Below are 17,231 nucleotides of genomic sequence, written 5' to 3' on the forward strand. Positions count from 1 at the left end.
TTTTCAGAAAATCAACTATATTGTTTATCTTGAATTATGTGAATAATAACGTATGAGTATTGCAGGAATGTACATGCTGAATGTACCTGAATATCAAGAAGAAAAAATCAAGCAAGCTTTAGACATGTTATACATTGATAGAAAAAATGAATTTAGAGAATTATCTCAAGTTCTGTTAACTGAAAAAGCTCTCAAAACAATGCCAAACTGGAAAGAATTTGTTTTGAACTTTAGTCTAGATGTGGAGGAGGCATTTAAGACTTGGTCTGGACAAAATCCATTATTGTCTAGTTCTCCACAAAAAGCGTTAACTATCCTAAGACAACTTGGACATGATAAAACATCAATGAATCAACTTGTTCATTTACTTAACTTGTCATATAGTATGTCCCTAGAATTCAAAGAGATTTACAAGCGCCTCAAATAATCTCTTTTTCTCTTTTCCTAAAACCTAAATTTGATCAAAATCTGATATTTCTATATGGATTTCATGCTTGAAGAAGAACTAATTGATTTGATGACCTTTTGTTTGCAAAACCCTGATTCTTCTGAAATATCTGAAAAACATAAACGAATTTCTGAAATCGGCCGTGAATTGTATGATGACGGTGGTGTGGATGCCTTGGAAAATTTCTTTTTTGTATTAAAAAATAGAATTACTGAAGAAATAGAAAAAGATCCATCCCCTATGCGTTCGCTATGGAATGGCCTTACTGACGAATGGCAGTATTAAATTCCTAAATTAGAAATTTATCCTCTACCGATTCTAAAAATGGCTGTACTACATGTTGGGCAAGTGCCTTTGATTGCAGGTTTACCATTTTTCATTGTGTATGGTTTAGCGCCACCGATTTCTCGTTTGTCTCGGCACTTTACGCAATATCCTATTGTCATATGTTCACTGGGCTCAAGGTTCTATTAGCAAGAACTTGTTGAACTTTTTTCACAAATAGGCAAACCTCCGATCTTACTTATTGTGTTTTAGAACTATTTTTTTCGTATTGGCTGTTATTTTGATCAAATTAGGAACAAATTCTACATATTTTTTAAATAATTATTGTTTTTGTTTCAATTTTTGTTTTCATCTTTGATCCATAACTGTGTTTATTTTTGATGATATCTCTATTTTATTACTAAAAATGTAATTGAATTATTCATTAGTTTTGTAATATTGTCTGTGAAAACTTGTCACATGTTATAATTTTTCAAAATTTTTGATAATTGTACTTTTGTCATTAATTATTTTTCCTGGATTCAAAACATTTTTTGGATCAAACAACCTCTTTATTTCTTGAAATGTTTGATAATTTGTTTTTCCATATTGTTTTTTAATAAATTCTGAACGTGCTAATCCGTCTCCATGTTCTGCAGTTATAGTCCCTCCAATTTTGATAATTTCATCAAAATAATATGTTGCAATATTTTTGACTAGTGATAGTTTTTTTCTTTCTCCAATTAGTCTAACGTGCAAATTACCATTTCCAATGTGTCCATACACAATTGATTTTGTTTTGAATTTTTTACTAATTTTTTCTAGTATTGAAAATAATTCTGATAATCTTTCAATGGGGACTGCTGCATCCTCAATTACGTGTGGGATTCTATTTTCTTTTTTTATGCTTTTGAGGCTGTAAAACAGTGATGAATCTCGATATTTCCACCATTGATGAATATCTTGTTTTTTTGTTAACTTTTTAACAATTTTTCCTGAAATTAATGATTCGATTTTTCTATTATTTTGATTGATTTTTTCATCATATTCTACAAAAAGTAAACATTTTGTATTGTTTTGAAATTTAAAATCAATTTGTTTGAGTGTTGTTTTGTCTACAAATTCTATTGCTGATGGGTATGTACTGTTTACACGTATGCAGTCTTTAATTGCATTTTTTATGGAATTATATGATATGACAAATAAAATTCGTTTCTTTGGAATATTTTTTATTTTTAATTTTACAGATGTAACAACTCCCAATGTTCCTTCTGAACCGATAATAATTTTATGAGTGTCTTTTATTGATGCAATTTTATCTATTCTATATCCTGATGAGTTTTTTGAAACATTGGGAATTTTTTTGGTATTAATTTTTATTTTCTTTTGAATCTTGTCTGAAACATTTTTGTCTTTAGGAAGAATAATTTTATTTCCATTTCCATCAATGATTGTTACTTCAATTACATTGTCTATTACACTTCCGTATTTCAAACTCCTGCTACCACTAGAATTATTTCCAATCATTCCTCCAATTGAACAAAATGATCCAATTGAAGGATTTGGTGGAAAAAATTTTTTATTTTTCTCTAATGCTTTGTCTAACTTTCCTTTGACTACACCTGGACCAACTATTACATATTTTTCTTTAATTTTAATTGAATCAAAGTTTTTCATATCTAAAATAATTCCATTGTTTAATGCACTGCCCACTAGACCTGTGCCTGCACCACGCACAGTTACTGAAGTCTTGAATTTTTTTGCAATTTTTATTGTGTTAATTACATCTTTTTCATTTTTCGGAATAACTATTATTTTTGGAATTATCTGATATGAGCTTGCATCAACTGAATAAAATTTTTTGAACTCATTTTCTGAATGAACTTCTCCATCAATAACGTCTGACAATCGTTTTTCTATTGAATTCATTTAATGAATCTAAATTTTGATTCGATAATAATCCCATCGTTCAGGATCAAACTGTGCTACAAATTCTGCTTGTTCTTTTTCTATTCTTGCATTAATCACATCTCTTAACGCAAAACTTGTGAGATACTTGAATTTTTTAGAATGTGCTTGCATTACAAACATGTGGCGCATCTCACTTCCTCCTTTTAATCCCCAATACCCCATTTTTACTGCAATTGGTTCTAGGAATACTGTGTTTCCTAAACCATAATTTTCATCTCTGATTTCTTCTCTTAGATTGTAATTTTCTAGTGATCCACCTTTTGCGTATCCAACAATTTCTCCATTTTTTCCATTTAATCTTAATGTGGTGATGATTGTATCTGGGTCTTTTACTGATTTTTCAAAATTGTTCAAGAATTGCAGTGGTCTTGGCAATTCTAGTAAAATCTCATGTAATGAGTTTATGAACTCTGGATCATTTCTAGTTTTCATGCATTCTATGGTTGGAACTAGTCTTAGATTCTTGTATGCACAATCTGCTTGAATGGTAATTTCCTGTTGTCTAATTCTCATAAATGATAAAACTGTATCAAAAAAGTTCTTTCTCATTTCATTTGAAATTACTTTGAGAACTGGTTTTACCATGTCTGTTTCTTTGTTGAGTAACTCTTCAAAATATGCCACAGCACTTCTCACAATTAATGATGGTCTCCACGCCAGGGCGTGTGCATTCATTTTTGCCATCTCCATGGCCTTTGAAAAATCCCCTAATGCATAACCGCTGATTCGATCTACTACTGTCAAATACCACCCAATATTCATAATGTGCTTTTGATATTCTATGTTGTTTCTTGTCAATTCTGAATTATGGAAACATTGTTTGATTTGTGCTTCAGCATTTTTCTTTAGTTCTCCCATCCAAGGATATGTTGTTCTTAAAATCAAAACCTTGATAATTTCTAAATCAATATTTGCAGTTTTAATTAATTGACTAAGCTTTCTGTCTGTTGAAATAAATTTTAACACACTTTCTTCATGTGGTTTATCAACACTTTTTTCTGGATCAAAGTCATGAAATAATGCTGCAACATATAGATATTTTACATCTTCATGTGTAAATTTTATTTTTTCTTGTTTTGTAGCTAATAATGAAAAATATGTAACTTCTAATTCATGATTGATATTGTGGTATCCATAATAATCTCTTCCAAGACCTCTACTTTCAAACAAATCAATGGTGTAATCTAACATTTCAACATAACAATCATCTTCTAATCTGTTTTCTATTAGCAAATCAAGAATATTATTTCTCATGACTTGAGTATTTGCAAATAATTGCATAACCAGACAATCTTTTTGTTCTTTTTAAAGATGATCTGAAAAAAAGTTTTCTTTTGTAGAAAGATTCAATAGAATTATGATTTTTTTATTTTTAAATGGCTGTAGATGAAGTTCTCTTAAATTCATTAATTGATTTTACTAAATCAGGCTCGCCACAATTTAGTCTTCATTTAAAAGATAACTCATACTCTCTTACTAATGTTCAAGTAACTCATTCTTCAATTCCCGTAAACAAACCTACCACTCGTGGAGGGGTATATTTTTCAGAAAAATTTGCATATAAAATGAAAGGAACCGTTGAAGATCTTTCTGTTGTGCCACTACTTACAAAGAAGATGCTTGGGCCCAACACTGAATTTGGTGAATTAAAAATTACCGCTACTATGGATACTAAAGGAAATCAAAAAAATTTGGAGATTTCTACAAATCTGACAAATAGTGTTCAGACTCCTGATTCTATAGAACTTAGTATGATTATTGTAAAACTAGAATCTATTTAATCTACAAAATATCTGTCGTATCTTTCTCTACTGTCCTCATCAGAAAGAACTTCATATGCTTTGTTTAATTTTGACATTTCTTCTTCAGAATCTTTTTTTGTTTTATCTGGATGTGTCTTTTTTGCAAGTTCTCTAAAGCTTTTCTTTATCTCTTCTTGTGTTGCATATCTTGATACTCCTAATACTTCATAATAGTTTGGAAGCGTATCATTTCTGACAGCCTCTCTGAACTCTTTATCTTTAATCGTGTTTCTCCTCTTTCCAATCTCTTCATAATCGTCTCCCCAATCTGATTGATATTTCTCATGTGTTTTGTCTTTTTTTGATTCTAATTCTTCTTTATCATATGACGTTTTTCTTCTTAGAATGATATCTCTTGCTAAAAATAAAAACAAACCAATTACTGCTATTGTAAATCCACCAAACAGTATGATTTTTTCTTCATCTGTCACTTCAAGATCCATATCTAATTCTTTTTCTTGACCGTGTGATGATTGAACTAAAAACAAAACTGCTGAAATTAGAAAAATACTTACAAATCTCAATTCTTCTTCACTATGATAATCTAAAATCTTCTTTTGCTGTATTTAATACTACATGTGTGATTGTATTTTCCACATTAGGAATGGAAGCAAGTTCTTTGACAAATTTACTTAATCCATCTCTCTCTTTGAATTTTGCAATAATTATTGTGTCTGTTGAACCTGTAATGTCATAAACTCCACAAACATTTTCAAACTTTGAAATTTTTTCTTCGATATCTATTATGTCCTTTTTTGCAATGATTTCAATTATTGCAGTAAGTGAATACCCTAGTTTCTCATGATCAATTATTGCAGTATATCCGTTAATGATATTATCTTTCTCCATTTTTTTAATTCTTGATAAAACTGTCACAGTTGACATTCCAAGTTTTAGTGCTAGTTGTCTTGCTGATAATCGAGCATCTACCATTAGATTCCTCAAAATCTTCTCATCTGTTTTATCTAAATTCACATTATACATGATGGAAAAATTTATTTAAATTTTCACTAAATAACTAAAAATTTGTTTAATTTAATAGGCTCAATTTTTTTCTATACTCTTTCAAATTTAATACAAATACAAAATTACATTCATTGTGGACAAAATTCAAGAGCTTGTATCTCAAGGTAAAGTTTTACTTGAAGATGGGAAATTTGATGATGCGCTTGGGTTCTTTGAGCACGCACTACTTTTGAATCAAGATGATCCTGACTTGTGGAATTACAAAGGTATAGCATTACGAAGTCTTGGAAGATATGAAGAGGCAATGGAATGTTTTAACAAATCTCTAAATATTGATCCTCGTGATAGAAATGCTTCTTGATCTGGTGTTGACAAATAGTGAATCTATATTATTAACAAAATATTATCTTCTTTATTGAATGATACAAAACGAATGTTAGCTGAGGCCTATGAATGTGTTGAAGATGGTAATTTTCATGATGCTATCCACCTTTATGATCTTGTATTGAAGAATGATCCTTCCAACATTGGTGCCTTAATTGATAAAGGAGTGACTTTACAGAATATGGGTCGGATAAAACTTGCAATTAGAACATATGATAAGGCGTTACAAATTTCACCCACAAATATTGATGCGTTATTAAACAAAGGAACTGCATTGCATTCTGATCAAAAATATGATAAAGCAATGGAATGCTATGATGGTATTTTAAAAATTGATAAAAAATGTGCAATGGCATTAGCATACAAAGGACTATCTTTAGGAGAAACTGGGAAATTACAAGAAGCTATAAAACATTTCAAAAAAGCGTTATCTATTGACAAAGAATTTGATTTGGCTAGTATTTCAAAAGATATGGCTCAAAATTTACTAAAATCTATTAATGATAATAAAATTAAAACACAGTAACATCGCCCGGTGCAGGTTCTTTGTTCATTTCTTTTTCATGTGATTCAAAGAACTCTTTATGCTTTGAATTTTGATGTTCTCTAAGACCTTCTAAATTTTCAAATCCTTCATGGCATAGATAACACTTTGGCTTGTGTTCATCTACTAAAGGAAGTACCATGTTTTGATATTCTCATTTGAGTACTTATTTCTTGAGCCTGACTAAGGAATATATCATGATGGAGACACCTAATGATATGTTAGAACAACTGGCAGGAGATTCTCAGGCACTAGATCGCGCAATTGCTGGCCAAGAATTATCCTATAAAGATGGTTTAGAATTAATGAATTATGATAATTTACATTTGCTTGGTGCAGTAGCTGATGCCAGAAGAAAAGAACTAGTTGGGGATACTGTAACTTTTGCAGCATCTTATTACATGAACTACACTAATGTCTGCGCTGCAAGTTGTCAGATGTGTGCATTTTATAGAAAAGATGGTGCTGAAGATGCTTACACATTAACCCCCCAAGAAATTGAACAACGTGTTGGAATTGCAAAACAAATGGGAGCAACTGAAGTACATATTGTTGGAGGATTTCACCCAAAACTTCCTCTTGAATATTATGAAGACATGATGAAAACAATAAAGAAACATCATCCTCAATTAAACATTAAAGCATTAACTGCTGCAGAAATTTTTTATTTATCAAAACTTACAAAAAATTCTACTAAAGAAATTTTATCTCGTCTAAAAGACGCGGGATTGGATTCAATGCCTGGTGGCGGTGCAGAGTTGTTTCATCCTGAAATTCGAAAAGAGATTGTTAGAGGAAAATGTACTGGACAAGAATGGTTAGATGTAATTGAAGAGGCACATAATATGGGAATTCAAAGTAATGTAACTATGCTTTATGGACATATTGAAAAACCTGAACACATTGTTGATCATTTAATCAAAATTCGTGATTTACAAAAGAAAACAAATGGATTCATTACACTTATTCCTTTGAAATTCAGCTTAGATAACACAGAACTAGAACAAAAACACTTGGTCAATAATGAATGCTCTTCTGTATATGACTTGAGAGTGATTGCATTATCTAGACTCATGCTTGCAAATTATCTCAATAACATTTCTGTTTATTGGGTAGCATATGGCAAGAAACTTGCTCAAGTAGCCTTGTCTAATGGTGGAAGTGATTTAGTCGGTACTGCCTTTTCTGAAGAAATCTATCGTGCTGCAGGTAAAGCAACTAGCTCTTCAGTTGATGAACTTGCAACTATGGTAAAAGAAATTGGTCGTACTCCTGCACAAAGAAATACTCATTTTGGAATTTTAAAGAATTTTTAATTTAGATGTTTTTTAATAGATTCTAATTTTTCTTCTCCGCTTTGTTCTTTATCTTTTCTTGAATCTATTTTAATTACAACTTCTACTCTTTTAATCCCTAAATTATGTACTGTTTCAGTCATTTGTTTTGTAGCTTTGTTGATTACATCCATATCGTTTGATTCTAAAATAGTTCCCATGGCGTTAACTTCGTATTTGAGATTCTCAATTTTTTGAATTGATTCTATTGCTTTTGCAATGTAAAAACTTGCACTAGTTGTTTTTGTTGCCATTGGATAAATGCTAATTTCTGCATGAATCATTTCTTTTCTTTATTTATTTGAGATAAAAAAGTTTGAATTACTCTGCCGGTTTTTTCTCTGTTCTTTTTGCACTACCTTTCTTACGTCTTGCCCCAAAACTTATCAAAACTAACAAAAAACCCACACCAATTAACAATCCATACAATAACTGCAAAGCTTGGTTTTCATCTTCGGCTATCATTAAATCAATAATTTCTTCTTCAGTCATTCCTACATGACCGGTTGGTCCTTCACCTGTTGTTACTCCAATAACAACTCCTGCAATAATCATTGCAATACCTCCTGCAAAAATTTTTTTATCAATTAACACCAATCTGATATTATTCTGAATTTATCATATATTAGGAAATTGGATTTGGGAATTTCTTATTTTATTGCTCTTCTAGGTGTATTTTCAAGGAAATTGTGCCTTGATCTCCTGAATTAATTATCAATATGCCTGCAGAATCTGCTACTTTGCAAGAACCATTTTTGTATGATTTTTCTAATCCTATACAATTAATGTCTGAATAATAGTCAAAAGTCATTCCTGAGTCTACTTTGTATTTTTCATCAACTGATGGGACAAAGAAAATATCTGCAGTCTTTGATTCGCTAACTTTAACATTGTATTTGTAAACAGGATCTGCACTAAATGAACATCCTTTTATGAAAACAGATCCGTCTTGGGGAATTGTTACTATTTTTTCAATTGGTGCAAATTTTGCATCTTGAATCATTGGATACATTATATTTGATTTACTCACTGCATGACCTAATCCTACTGTGTGGCCTATTTCATGAATCAAAATATTCTTTATAGACTCTGAACTGTATGCTTTCCATTGTCCATCACAATTACTACTGCCTAATCCTATTGAAACATTTGTTTGTCCAACTACATATCCATCATATCCATTCTTTAACTCTCGTTCCCAATTAATTGTAGTAATTTCAAATGATGGAGCATCAACAATTTCAAATTTTACATCTGCAGTTAATTCCCAAAACTTCAAAGCTTCCTGAACTTCTATTGACATATCTTTTGACCATGAAGGAGTTTTTTCAATGTAAATTGGGTATGTCTGTGAGTTATCTACTCGTGCTATCCAATCACTTGGTAATGTTTTTTCTGGATTTGCGTTGTTGTACACTATAACTCCCTGACCATTATCTATTTTATCATACTCTGCATTTTGAATTCCTGTAAATGAACTCTCACCTTTCTTTAGCAAGTTCAACAAAACTCTGTACTCTTCATTTTCTGCCCTAAGTGTATCTATCTCTTCATCATTGACTAGATTCTTTGCTTTAAGATAATTCAACTCAACAATCAACGCATCATTTTCTTTTTCATTTGTTATATTGACTAATGGTTCATTTACTGGTTGTTTTGTTGCCATTTGTGCCTGAATTTGTTCATATTTGGCATCTTTTTCTTCTTGAATATGTTTTAGATTTTGAATCTGTTCATGCTTTTCTCTGATTTCTGATTGCAAAAATTCTACTTGTTTTCTCATTTCTTTATTTTCTGATTCAATTTCTGATATTGTGATTAAACCATCTGTATTTTCATTTGAAACTGTACTTACTTTCTTTTCTAGCATTCTGTTTTCTTCTTTGAGTTTATCTATTGTATTTTGGTACATTTTATTTTCATTTGCTAATAGTTTGATCATTTCATCATTTTCATCTATTGCATTGTTAAATGAACTCAAGGAATCTTGTTGAGATTCACTGGCACTTTTCAAATGTGTAATTTGATTTCTATATTGTGAATTTTCTTCTTCAACTAGACTAAGTTGTTTTTCATAACTTACAATCTTTGAATTTAGGGAATTGATTAACTCATTTGATTCATCAATTTCAATTTTCATTAAAGTAATGTTTTCATGTTGAGTATTTTTTTCTCCTTGAAGTTGTCTGACTAATAATTCATATTCTGATATACTCTTATCATTTATTGTTATCATGTCATTTTTGATTAGATTATTCTCGTCTTCTAGAATTTGAATAGTGTTTTTGTATTTGTCAACTTTGGAATTTAATTCGTTTACTAGTTGACTCATTTTGTCAAACTCGTTTTTCATTAAAATTAATGTAGTATTCTTTTCAGTATTCTCATTTTCTAATTTATGTATGGTTGTTTTGTATTGTTCATTCTCATCTTCTAATTCTTTAACTATTTTTTGGAATTCTGATAGTCTAGAATTTAATACTGTTGCAAATTCATTTGACTCTTCTGCATCATTCATTATTCCCATCAATGTTTTTCTTTGCTCAATATTTGATAACTCTAATTCGGAAATCTTATCCTCATATACTGCATTTTCAATTCCAAGTTGTTTGATTCTATTTTTTTGTTGTCTATTTTCGTCTTTTAGTGTGCCTATTTTGCTCTCATAATTTTGAATTTCTACTACAAAATTCTCTATTAACCCATTAGCATTCACAAGTTCATTAGTTATTGAGGCTAATTCTAATTTTTGTTCTTGGTTTAGATTTTCTAATTGATTAATGACATTAATGTATCCTGAATTTTTATTTTTTAAACTAGCAACTGTTTCGTCTGTTTGTATTTTTTCTCCACTAATTTGCTTTATTGTCTCATCAAATGATTTTATTTTATTTTCATATTCGATCATTTTTTGTTTTTGAATAAAGTTATCATTTTTTAATTTTGTAATTAGTGATTCGTATGCTTCTTTACTTTGAATTAACTCATTAGCACTCATTCTATTTTCTTGATTCTTTTCTTTAAGAATTGAGATTAGTTGCTGCTTATTCTCGTTTTCAATTTTTAATAATTCAATATTGTCTTCATAGTAATCTCTTTTCTCATCTAACATTGTGATTTCATTTTGTAATTTTTTATTTTCAATTTTTAAGTTATTTAATTCCTCAATTACATTTGCTTTGACTTTGACCAATCCTTCATCATTAGAATTTCCTGAAACAGTTGTTTCTGGATCTAGATTTGCTACCCATGCATCGATATTAGTTGACATTTTTTTGTTTGTCTCTCTTAATCTCTCAACTTCTTTTTTTAATGCTTGATATTCATCAAAAATTGATGACATTGATGTTGGAAATTGGTTTGAATTACTCATTTCCTGACTTTTTAATAGTATCCTGTACTCTTCATTCTCATCTCTTAATTCTTTGACTTCTTCTTGGAATACCTCTGCTTTTGCCTTTAGATACTCTACATCTCTTTTCAGTTCTTTATCTGTAGTAGATGAAATCTTTACAATTCCTTTTTGAGACAAGTAATCAATTGCCCTTACAAATTCTTCATTTGATATTTCTCCACTTGACCATAACTCCAAAGTCTTCTTTATCCACTCTGGAACTTCTTCAGTTTGAGCTTCTGCAAAATTTATTCCTGAAATAGGTATGGTTCCCACCAATACCAATAATCCTAATAATCTTACTTGCACCAATGCCCCTCAACATTATTCTGGTTTAGTGAGTTAAATATAAGATCGTTTGTAATTTAATAAAATGACAACTGTCACGCCTATTTTTCTAAAATCCTTCTGGTGGTTTTTGTACAAATACATTACAAACAAGTGCATCTGTTTTTTTATCTCTGTATTGTACATTACATGAAACAAATTTTCCTTTCAATGCTCTTTCTAAGTCTTCTCTTGTTTTTTCTTCGTATTGTGGTTGGTCAGGATCGTCAATTTTACTCATGATTATTTTTTCTACTTTACCATATTCTTCTTGATTGTCTTTTCTAGTGTGACTGATTAGTAATTCAAAAGCATTGTTTGTAAGAATGTTAATAACTGCTCCACCAATACCGTCTCCCATGATTTTTTTGCTCTTTTGTTATATAATTACTTGATGGCAATACTTAATTCAAAATCTGGAACAAGATTTTTCTCTTTTGCCATATCAAATAATCTACGTATTGATTCTTCTCCTGGTTCACCCATGTTAACAGTTACTTGATTTACATACATTTTTACAAACTTTTCAATCAAGTCTTGTGGTTTTCCTCTAGAGTATTGCATTGCATATTCTAATGCATCTTCTAAATTCTCTAATCCGTATTCTATTGATGCCTGAAGATACTGATCAAATTTGTGAATTGTTTCCATTCCCAAATCTGTTCTCATAACATTAATTCCCAGTGGAACTGGTAGCCCGTTTGTGGTTTTATGCCACCATTCACCTACATCTAAGATTTTGACGTTTCCTTCTTGTTCATATGATAACTGTGTCTCATGAATTACTAGACCAGCATCGACTTTGCCTGATTTTACTGCCTCTGGAATGTCACTAAAGTTCATTTCAACATAATCAAATTTTCCAATCATTAATTGTAATAGTAAAAATGCAGATGTCATCTTTCCTGGAATTGCAATTTTGCATTTTTTTATCTCATCAATTGTCATCTCTTCTCTTGCAGTAACAATTGGACCGTATCCTATTCCAAAACTTCCGCCACTACGCAATACTGTGTATCCTGGGATATATGCACATGCATGAACTGAAACTGCTGTGACGTCTAATTGCGGATCTGTAGCTTTACGATTTAATTTTTCAATATCTTCAATTACATGGTTTACTTTGAAATCTGGTGATGGAACTTTCCCTGTAAACATTCCATAAAACATGAATGCATCATCTGAATCCGGAGTATGACCTACTGAAATTTCCATAAATTCACCAAAGTCAGTCGTAATAAAAATCAAAACATACTCTAAACAGATTTTCTAATATATGCGAAAAATCCATTTTGATTGATGAACACAATAGATGCTTTTGAAAAAGATATCCATCTACAAGTTGATTTTCTAAAATCTTTTAAAAAACAAAAACCTATTTCTAAAACTCTTCAAAAAAATACTATTTTTACAGGTAGTGGAGATTCACTTGTTTCATCAATGCTTGCTGAATCTTTCTCCGATGGATTGATACGAGTGATGGATCCTTTAGATTTGTACAAAAACACTCATTTGATGAAATCAAAACATGTCTACTTTGTTTCAATTTCTGGCAATACCATTACTAACATAAAAGCTGCCAAATTTGCAAAAAAATCAATTGCAATCACCTCAAAATCTAATAGTAGATTGGCCCGAGTATCTGATGATGTAATTTTATTAACCTCTCCAAACAGTGATGTGTTTACTGCAGGCAGTATCTCTTTTCTAGAAAGTATGCTTACGTGCATTTCACTAGTCAAACCCATATGCATTCAAAAACCAAATGTAATTTTTAAAAAAGCAAAGTCTGACTCTAAAAAAGTAAAAATCTCAAAAAAAGTCTATGTTCTAGGAAATCTTACTACATTTCCTCTTGCGATGTTTTGTGCGGCAAAATTTTATGAAGTAATGGGATATGATGTACATTATTCTAGGATAGAGCAGTTCTCCCATATGGAATTATTTTCTGCAAAAAAAGGAGATACTGTGATAATTTTTGAAGCAAAAAACGCTCATAATAAACAACTGGCCAAAAATCTAAAAAAAATTGGACTTCATGTAGTTCATCCTAGTTTGCCTTCTGAGAAATTGTCTCAGATACTTTACTGTACATTTTTCTCCCAGTTTCTTGCACTAAATGAGGCAAAAAGAAAACGCAAAAAGGACTGTCATTTTGTCACTGCAAAAAAGATTCGTAATGCAAGTAACCAAATGATCTATTGATCTTTTTGGAAGGCTAAGGTTTAATAGCTGAATCCTAGGGTTTGCGAATATGGTAAAATTCAAGTCAACAACTGATGTCATGAAAATTATCAAAAATAAGGATCAGATCCGAAACTTTGGTGTAATTGCACACGTTGACCATGGAAAAACTACCATGAGTGATAGTCTTTTAGCTTATTCTGGAATCATTGCTCCTTCAGCTGCTGGTAAAGCACTTGCTATGGATTTTGATAAAGAAGAACAACAAAGAGGAATTACAATTTATCAAGCAAATGTTACTCTACTCTTTCAACAAAAAGACAAAGAATATGTCATTAACATGATTGATACTCCTGGACACGTAGACTTTAGTGGAAGGGTAATTCGTAGTCTTAGAGCAATTGATGGTGCAGTAGTTGTTTGTGATGCAGTTGAAGGTATCATGACTCAGACTGAAACTGTCACTAGAATGGCACTTGAAGAGAGAGTAAAACCTGTATTGTTTATCAATAAAGTAGATAGACTCATCAAAGAACTCCGTTTAACCCCTGAAAAAATGCAAGCACAACTTGCAGAAGTAGTCTCTAACTTTAACCAATTAATTGATACTTATGCTGAACCTGAATACAAAGAAAAATGGAAAGTCTCTATTCAGGATGCAAGTGTAACATTTGGTTCTGCAAAAGACAGATGGGCAATCAATGTTGATTTAATGAAAGAACGAGGAATTACATTCAAAGATGTTATTGATGCTTATCAAAATGAAAAGGTTGATGACCTAGTTGAAAAAGCACCTCTAGCTGATGCAGTACTTGGAATGGTTGTAAAACATCATCCTGCTCCTAAGGATGCTGTAAAGTACAGAATTCCTCAAATTTGGAAAGGTGATTTGGATTCTGATGTTGGAAAAGCATTACTTGCATGTGATGATTCTGGTCCGACAATTATGATGATTGTAAACATGGTGTTAGATCCTGCAGCAGGTCCTGTTGCAATTGGAAGATTGTTCTCTGGAACAATCAAAGATGGTCAAACAATTAACATCATAGATGAAAAGCGTGAAGGAAGAATTCAATCTGTAAACTTTTTCATGGGAAACCAAAGAGAACAAGTTGGAGAACTTGGTGCTGGAAACATTCCTGCATTATTAGGATTAACTGAAGCTAGAGCAGGTAACACATTATCTACTGTAAAAGACATTCCAATGTTTGAAGGTGTCAAATATGTTTCAGAACCAGTTGTTCAAGTTGCAATTGAACCAAAACATCCTAAAGATTTACCTAAACTAGTTGAAATTCTCAGACAACTAACTATTGAAGACCCAAATCTTGTCGTAAAGATTGATGAAGAAAGTGGCGAAACTATTGTTGCTGGAATGGGTGTTTTACACTTGGATGTTGCAACACACAGAATTCAAGATGCAAAATGTGAAATTGTTACTTCTGAACCATTAATCAACTACAGAGAAACTGTCAAGGCTGCATGTGAGCCTATCATGGCAAAATCTCCAAACAGACACAACAAGATTTTCATGAAAGTTGAACCCTTAGAACCTGAAATTGCTCACATGCTTAGAACTGGTGAAATCAGTGATATGAAAGATAAAAAAGTTGTAGCAGATTTACTAAAAGGTGCTGGATGGGATACTGACACAATCAAGAGAGTCATGAAATTTGATTCACGTGGTAATGTTTTGATTAACGGAACAAAAGGTGTTCAATTTGTTCAAGAATCAACTGATTCTATTAATTCTGGCTTTGAGGAAGTAATGAAAGAAGGTCCTCTATGTAAAGAACAGATGAGAAATTGTAAATTCACATTTACTCACTTTGTTCCTCATGAGGATACTGCTCACAGAGGTTTGTCTCAATTAGGACCTGCTTCACGTAGAGCATGTATGGGTGCACTACTAACTGCAGGAACTGCTGTCTTAGAACCAACCTTGGCAATTGAAGTTCGTGTCCCAACAGATTTAGTTGGAAATGTTGCAACAGTTCTTTCTGGTAAACGTGGTAAAGTTCTTGACATGTCTCAAAAAGGTGCATCAAGTATTGTTACTGGAGAAATTCCAGCTTCTGAGACCTTTACACTATCTGAAGAGATGAGAGGTCAAACTGCAGGACGTGCAACATGGAATACTTCATTTAAAGAATGGACCGAAGTTCCAAAATCAATGTTGGCAGCAGCAGTTGCTGATATTAGAAAGAGAAAAGGACTTGCTCCAGATCCTCCAAGAGCAGACGAATTTATCGACAGAGAATAAAAATAGAATCCCCCCCTTTTACGAATGAATTTTGCGATATAATCTAAATCATAAACTTAATCGTTCTTAGTTTTAGGGGTTTAAACCAACAAAGATAATTTCAATATACTTCATCTATTACAAAGTGGTTTTAGTTAGAATTTTGTTTATGTTCTTTACGTCTTTTCTGTTTAATGCTGCCACCAATATTGTGTCCACGGGGTAATTTCTTAGTCATTTCTATTCATTTTCTCCTATCGTTCACTTAAGCATGTTTGGATTTAGACTCTATTTCTAATAATTGAACTCGTAGTCACGAATTATGCGATATGACTATCGTTATAATGTAGAAAAAAATTATTAATGAAAATTCAAAAAAACTTTCATGTCAAATGTTGAATTGATCAAACTATTCTATACTGCCTTTAAGAATCAGGACAAAGATGCTTGCCTTGATTTGTGTGATGAAAAAATTCAGTGGCAGTTGGCTGATGGCATGCCAAATGGTGGAACATATGTTGGGAAAAAGGCAGTCTTTGAAGAGTATTTTCCAAAAATGCTGTCTAATTTCAAGGAATTTCATGCAGTTCCAGAACAATTCATAGACATGAAAGACCATGTAATGGTAACTGGAACGTATTCAGGAGTATCAAATAGTAACAAATCATTTCATGTAGATTTTTCTCACGTGTATCACATTGAAGGTAATAAAATTACTCAATTCAGACAATTTACAGATACTCAAAAAATTCTAGAGCCATTAACATAATTGCTTGATTCTAAAAACAATCACAATTAATCAAAATGTTGAAATTTAGTCATTATACTTTGAAAATATCCATTGCTCTAGTTTGATTATATCATTGTTAATTACAAAAGACAAAAAGTTTGCAAATTCAAAATCAGATATCTTTCCCTGTTCCCATAGAATCCTTACCTTTTCAACCCACAAGGGCATCTTTTCTCCAAACTGTTCAAATTTGATTGCAAACTTTTCATTTAATGCATCCACTTGTAATGTGTATTCATCTTTGATATCATCTTGCCTTTCCACAAAGTCTAAGAATGTATTTTGGAGCATTTGACTGATTTGTTGTGAGGTCAGTGTATGATCAGAATCTATTTTGTGATAAACTACCTGCTTTTCTTGTTGGTATTTTTTACTAGACTCTTGGAATTTTTCTTTGAATTCTTTTTCCAAATTCCATCTTTGTTCATGATATAGTTCTTTGAGTTGTAGATATTGGTCAGATTCTGCCATTACATGAAATGTCATTCCAATTAGGAAAAGTACAGATAATGCCGATATAATAGAAATGTTTTGCATGATGTTATTTTGCCTTTTTTTCAACAAAGAATAGATTCAAATTT

21 protein-coding genes are annotated in these 17,231 nt (G+C 31.4%); 9 read left to right on the forward strand and 12 right to left on the reverse strand.

Annotation, left to right across the window (positions count from 1 at the left end):
* The first annotated feature begins 52 nt into the window (after nucleotides 1–52).
* The gene (locus ACX12B_RS03255) at nucleotides 53–427 is read left to right on the forward strand and encodes a hypothetical protein (protein WP_459352620.1); all 375 of its coding nucleotides are present in this window, start codon (nucleotides 53–55) and stop codon (nucleotides 425–427) included.
* A 54-nt stretch (nucleotides 428–481) separates the two neighbouring features.
* Complete coding sequence (locus tag ACX12B_RS03260; RefSeq protein WP_141975763.1) at nucleotides 482–733, forward strand: hypothetical protein; 252 nt, start codon at nucleotides 482–484, stop codon at nucleotides 731–733.
* 17 nt (nucleotides 734–750) lie between these two features.
* Here the strand turns inward: ACX12B_RS03260 and ACX12B_RS03265 are convergent, their stop codons facing one another.
* The 3 genes from ACX12B_RS03265 to ACX12B_RS03275 all read right to left on the reverse strand — a co-directional run bounded on the left by ACX12B_RS03265 (nucleotide 751) and on the right by ACX12B_RS03275 (nucleotide 3,964).
* On the reverse strand, nucleotides 751–894 hold the full coding sequence (locus ACX12B_RS03265; RefSeq protein WP_012215116.1) for a DUF5679 domain-containing protein: 144 nt from the start codon (nucleotides 892–894) through the stop codon (nucleotides 751–753).
* Nucleotides 895–1,195: 301 nt separating this feature from the next.
* Entirely contained in the window at nucleotides 1,196–2,641 is a 1,446-nt protein-coding gene (locus ACX12B_RS03270) for an FAD-binding oxidoreductase (RefSeq protein WP_459352621.1), read from the reverse strand.
* 9 nt (nucleotides 2,642–2,650) lie between these two features.
* Nucleotides 2,651–3,964, reverse strand: coding sequence for an HD domain-containing protein (locus tag ACX12B_RS03275; RefSeq protein ID WP_459352622.1), 1,314 nt, complete (start codon nucleotides 3,962–3,964; stop codon nucleotides 2,651–2,653).
* A gap of 95 nt (nucleotides 3,965–4,059) precedes the next feature.
* Here ACX12B_RS03275 and ACX12B_RS03280 point away from each other — a divergent pair, with 95 nt between their 5' ends.
* Nucleotides 4,060–4,464, forward strand: a complete 405-nt coding sequence (locus ACX12B_RS03280) for a hypothetical protein (RefSeq protein ID WP_459352623.1) — start codon at nucleotides 4,060–4,062, stop codon at nucleotides 4,462–4,464.
* On the opposite strand, the gene ACX12B_RS03285 is transcribed toward ACX12B_RS03280, so the two are convergent.
* Both ACX12B_RS03285 and ACX12B_RS03290 read right to left on the reverse strand, forming a co-directional pair.
* The gene (locus ACX12B_RS03285; protein ID WP_459352624.1) at nucleotides 4,461–5,009 is read right to left on the reverse strand and encodes a DnaJ domain-containing protein; all 549 of its coding nucleotides are present in this window, start codon (nucleotides 5,007–5,009) and stop codon (nucleotides 4,461–4,463) included. The two genes, ACX12B_RS03280 and ACX12B_RS03285, sit on opposite strands and share 4 nt — an antisense overlap.
* A 10-nt stretch (nucleotides 5,010–5,019) precedes the next feature.
* Nucleotides 5,020–5,460, reverse strand: coding sequence for an Lrp/AsnC family transcriptional regulator (locus ACX12B_RS03290; RefSeq protein WP_459352625.1), 441 nt, complete (start codon nucleotides 5,458–5,460; stop codon nucleotides 5,020–5,022).
* 124 nt (nucleotides 5,461–5,584) lie between these two features.
* Between ACX12B_RS03290 and ACX12B_RS03295 the strand changes: the two genes are divergently transcribed.
* Nucleotides 5,585–5,812, forward strand: coding sequence for a tetratricopeptide repeat protein (locus ACX12B_RS03295; protein ID WP_459352626.1), 228 nt, complete (start codon nucleotides 5,585–5,587; stop codon nucleotides 5,810–5,812).
* A 54-nt stretch (nucleotides 5,813–5,866) separates the two neighbouring features.
* Nucleotides 5,867–6,361 carry a tetratricopeptide repeat protein gene (locus ACX12B_RS03300; protein ID WP_459352627.1) on the forward strand — a complete coding sequence of 165 codons (495 nt, stop codon included), beginning with the start codon at nucleotides 5,867–5,869 and terminating at the stop codon, nucleotides 6,359–6,361.
* On the opposite strand, the gene ACX12B_RS03305 is transcribed toward ACX12B_RS03300, so the two are convergent.
* Nucleotides 6,348–6,521 carry a hypothetical protein gene (locus ACX12B_RS03305; protein WP_459352628.1) on the reverse strand — a complete coding sequence of 58 codons (174 nt, stop codon included), beginning with the start codon at nucleotides 6,519–6,521 and terminating at the stop codon, nucleotides 6,348–6,350. The two genes, ACX12B_RS03300 and ACX12B_RS03305, sit on opposite strands and share 14 nt — an antisense overlap.
* 76 nt (nucleotides 6,522–6,597) lie before the next feature.
* Here ACX12B_RS03305 and ACX12B_RS03310 point away from each other — a divergent pair, with 76 nt between their 5' ends.
* Entirely contained in the window at nucleotides 6,598–7,695 is a 1,098-nt protein-coding gene (locus tag ACX12B_RS03310; RefSeq protein WP_459352629.1) for a CofH family radical SAM protein, read from the forward strand.
* Here the strand turns inward: ACX12B_RS03310 and ACX12B_RS03315 are convergent.
* The 5 genes from ACX12B_RS03315 to ACX12B_RS03335 all read right to left on the reverse strand — a co-directional run bounded on the left by ACX12B_RS03315 (nucleotide 7,692) and on the right by ACX12B_RS03335 (nucleotide 12,649).
* On the reverse strand, nucleotides 7,692–7,997 hold the full coding sequence (locus ACX12B_RS03315; RefSeq protein ID WP_459352630.1) for an MTH1187 family thiamine-binding protein: 306 nt from the start codon (nucleotides 7,995–7,997) through the stop codon (nucleotides 7,692–7,694). The genes ACX12B_RS03310 and ACX12B_RS03315 overlap by 4 nt on opposite strands.
* A 37-nt stretch (nucleotides 7,998–8,034) precedes the next feature.
* Nucleotides 8,035–8,328, reverse strand: a complete 294-nt coding sequence (locus ACX12B_RS03320) for a hypothetical protein (RefSeq protein ID WP_459352732.1) — start codon at nucleotides 8,326–8,328, stop codon at nucleotides 8,035–8,037.
* A gap of 40 nt (nucleotides 8,329–8,368) precedes the next feature.
* Entirely contained in the window at nucleotides 8,369–11,416 is a 3,048-nt protein-coding gene (locus ACX12B_RS03325) for a matrixin family metalloprotease (RefSeq protein WP_459352631.1), read from the reverse strand.
* Nucleotides 11,417–11,504: 88 nt separating this feature from the next.
* Nucleotides 11,505–11,795: a hypothetical protein gene (locus ACX12B_RS03330; protein ID WP_459352632.1), complete on the reverse strand. Its 291-nt coding sequence runs from the start codon at nucleotides 11,793–11,795 to the stop codon at nucleotides 11,505–11,507.
* Between the two features lie 26 nt (nucleotides 11,796–11,821).
* Nucleotides 11,822–12,649 carry an MqnA/MqnD/SBP family protein gene (locus ACX12B_RS03335; RefSeq protein ID WP_459352633.1) on the reverse strand — a complete coding sequence of 276 codons (828 nt, stop codon included), beginning with the start codon at nucleotides 12,647–12,649 and terminating at the stop codon, nucleotides 11,822–11,824.
* 84 nt (nucleotides 12,650–12,733) lie between these two features.
* Here ACX12B_RS03335 and ACX12B_RS03340 point away from each other — a divergent pair, with 84 nt between their 5' ends.
* From ACX12B_RS03340 to ACX12B_RS03350, 3 genes are all read left to right on the forward strand, one after another.
* Complete coding sequence (locus ACX12B_RS03340) at nucleotides 12,734–13,639, forward strand: phosphoheptose isomerase family protein (protein WP_459352634.1); 906 nt, start codon at nucleotides 12,734–12,736, stop codon at nucleotides 13,637–13,639.
* Between the two features lie 49 nt (nucleotides 13,640–13,688).
* Nucleotides 13,689–15,881, forward strand: a complete 2,193-nt coding sequence (locus ACX12B_RS03345) for an elongation factor EF-2 (RefSeq protein WP_459352635.1) — start codon at nucleotides 13,689–13,691, stop codon at nucleotides 15,879–15,881.
* A 364-nt stretch (nucleotides 15,882–16,245) separates the two neighbouring features.
* Nucleotides 16,246–16,629: a nuclear transport factor 2 family protein gene (locus ACX12B_RS03350; RefSeq protein ID WP_459352636.1), complete on the forward strand. Its 384-nt coding sequence runs from the start codon at nucleotides 16,246–16,248 to the stop codon at nucleotides 16,627–16,629.
* Nucleotides 16,630–16,674: 45 nt separating this feature from the next.
* On the opposite strand, the gene ACX12B_RS03355 is transcribed toward ACX12B_RS03350, so the two are convergent.
* Nucleotides 16,675–17,187: a hypothetical protein gene (locus tag ACX12B_RS03355; RefSeq protein WP_459352637.1), complete on the reverse strand. Its 513-nt coding sequence runs from the start codon at nucleotides 17,185–17,187 to the stop codon at nucleotides 16,675–16,677.
* Nucleotides 17,188–17,231 lie beyond the last annotated feature (44 nt).

It is taken from the genome of Nitrosopumilus sp. S6, assembly GCF_054515815.1.

What these genes read in the sequence shown, in the direction of transcription:
- ACX12B_RS03275 (WP_459352622.1), bottom strand. Translation starts at nt 3,964, where the DNA reads ATGCAATTATTTGCAAATACTCAAGTCATGAGAAATAATATTCTTGAT.
- ACX12B_RS03345 (WP_459352635.1), top strand. Translation starts at nt 13,689, where the DNA reads ATGGTAAAATTCAAGTCAACAACTGATGTCATGAAAATTATCAAAAAT.
- ACX12B_RS03280 (WP_459352623.1), top strand. Translation starts at nt 4,060, where the DNA reads ATGGCTGTAGATGAAGTTCTCTTAAATTCATTAATTGATTTTACTAAA.
- ACX12B_RS03350 (WP_459352636.1), top strand. Translation starts at nt 16,246, where the DNA reads ATGTCAAATGTTGAATTGATCAAACTATTCTATACTGCCTTTAAGAAT.
- ACX12B_RS03330 (WP_459352632.1), bottom strand. Translation starts at nt 11,795, where the DNA reads ATGGGAGACGGTATTGGTGGAGCAGTTATTAACATTCTTACAAACAAT.
- ACX12B_RS03355 (WP_459352637.1), bottom strand. Translation starts at nt 17,187, where the DNA reads ATGCAAAACATTTCTATTATATCGGCATTATCTGTACTTTTCCTAATT.
- ACX12B_RS03310 (WP_459352629.1), top strand. Translation starts at nt 6,598, where the DNA reads ATGTTAGAACAACTGGCAGGAGATTCTCAGGCACTAGATCGCGCAATT.
- ACX12B_RS03270 (WP_459352621.1), bottom strand. Translation starts at nt 2,641, where the DNA reads ATGAATTCAATAGAAAAACGATTGTCAGACGTTATTGATGGAGAAGTT.
- ACX12B_RS03260 (WP_141975763.1), top strand. Translation starts at nt 482, where the DNA reads ATGGATTTCATGCTTGAAGAAGAACTAATTGATTTGATGACCTTTTGT.
- ACX12B_RS03315 (WP_459352630.1), bottom strand. Translation starts at nt 7,997, where the DNA reads ATGATTCATGCAGAAATTAGCATTTATCCAATGGCAACAAAAACAACT.
- ACX12B_RS03335 (WP_459352633.1), bottom strand. Translation starts at nt 12,649, where the DNA reads ATGGAAATTTCAGTAGGTCATACTCCGGATTCAGATGATGCATTCATG.
- ACX12B_RS03340 (WP_459352634.1), top strand. Translation starts at nt 12,734, where the DNA reads ATGAACACAATAGATGCTTTTGAAAAAGATATCCATCTACAAGTTGAT.
- ACX12B_RS03305 (WP_459352628.1), bottom strand. Translation starts at nt 6,521, where the DNA reads ATGGTACTTCCTTTAGTAGATGAACACAAGCCAAAGTGTTATCTATGC.
- ACX12B_RS03265 (WP_012215116.1), bottom strand. Translation starts at nt 894, where the DNA reads ATGACAATAGGATATTGCGTAAAGTGCCGAGACAAACGAGAAATCGGT.
- ACX12B_RS03255 (WP_459352620.1), top strand. Translation starts at nt 53, where the DNA reads ATGAGTATTGCAGGAATGTACATGCTGAATGTACCTGAATATCAAGAA.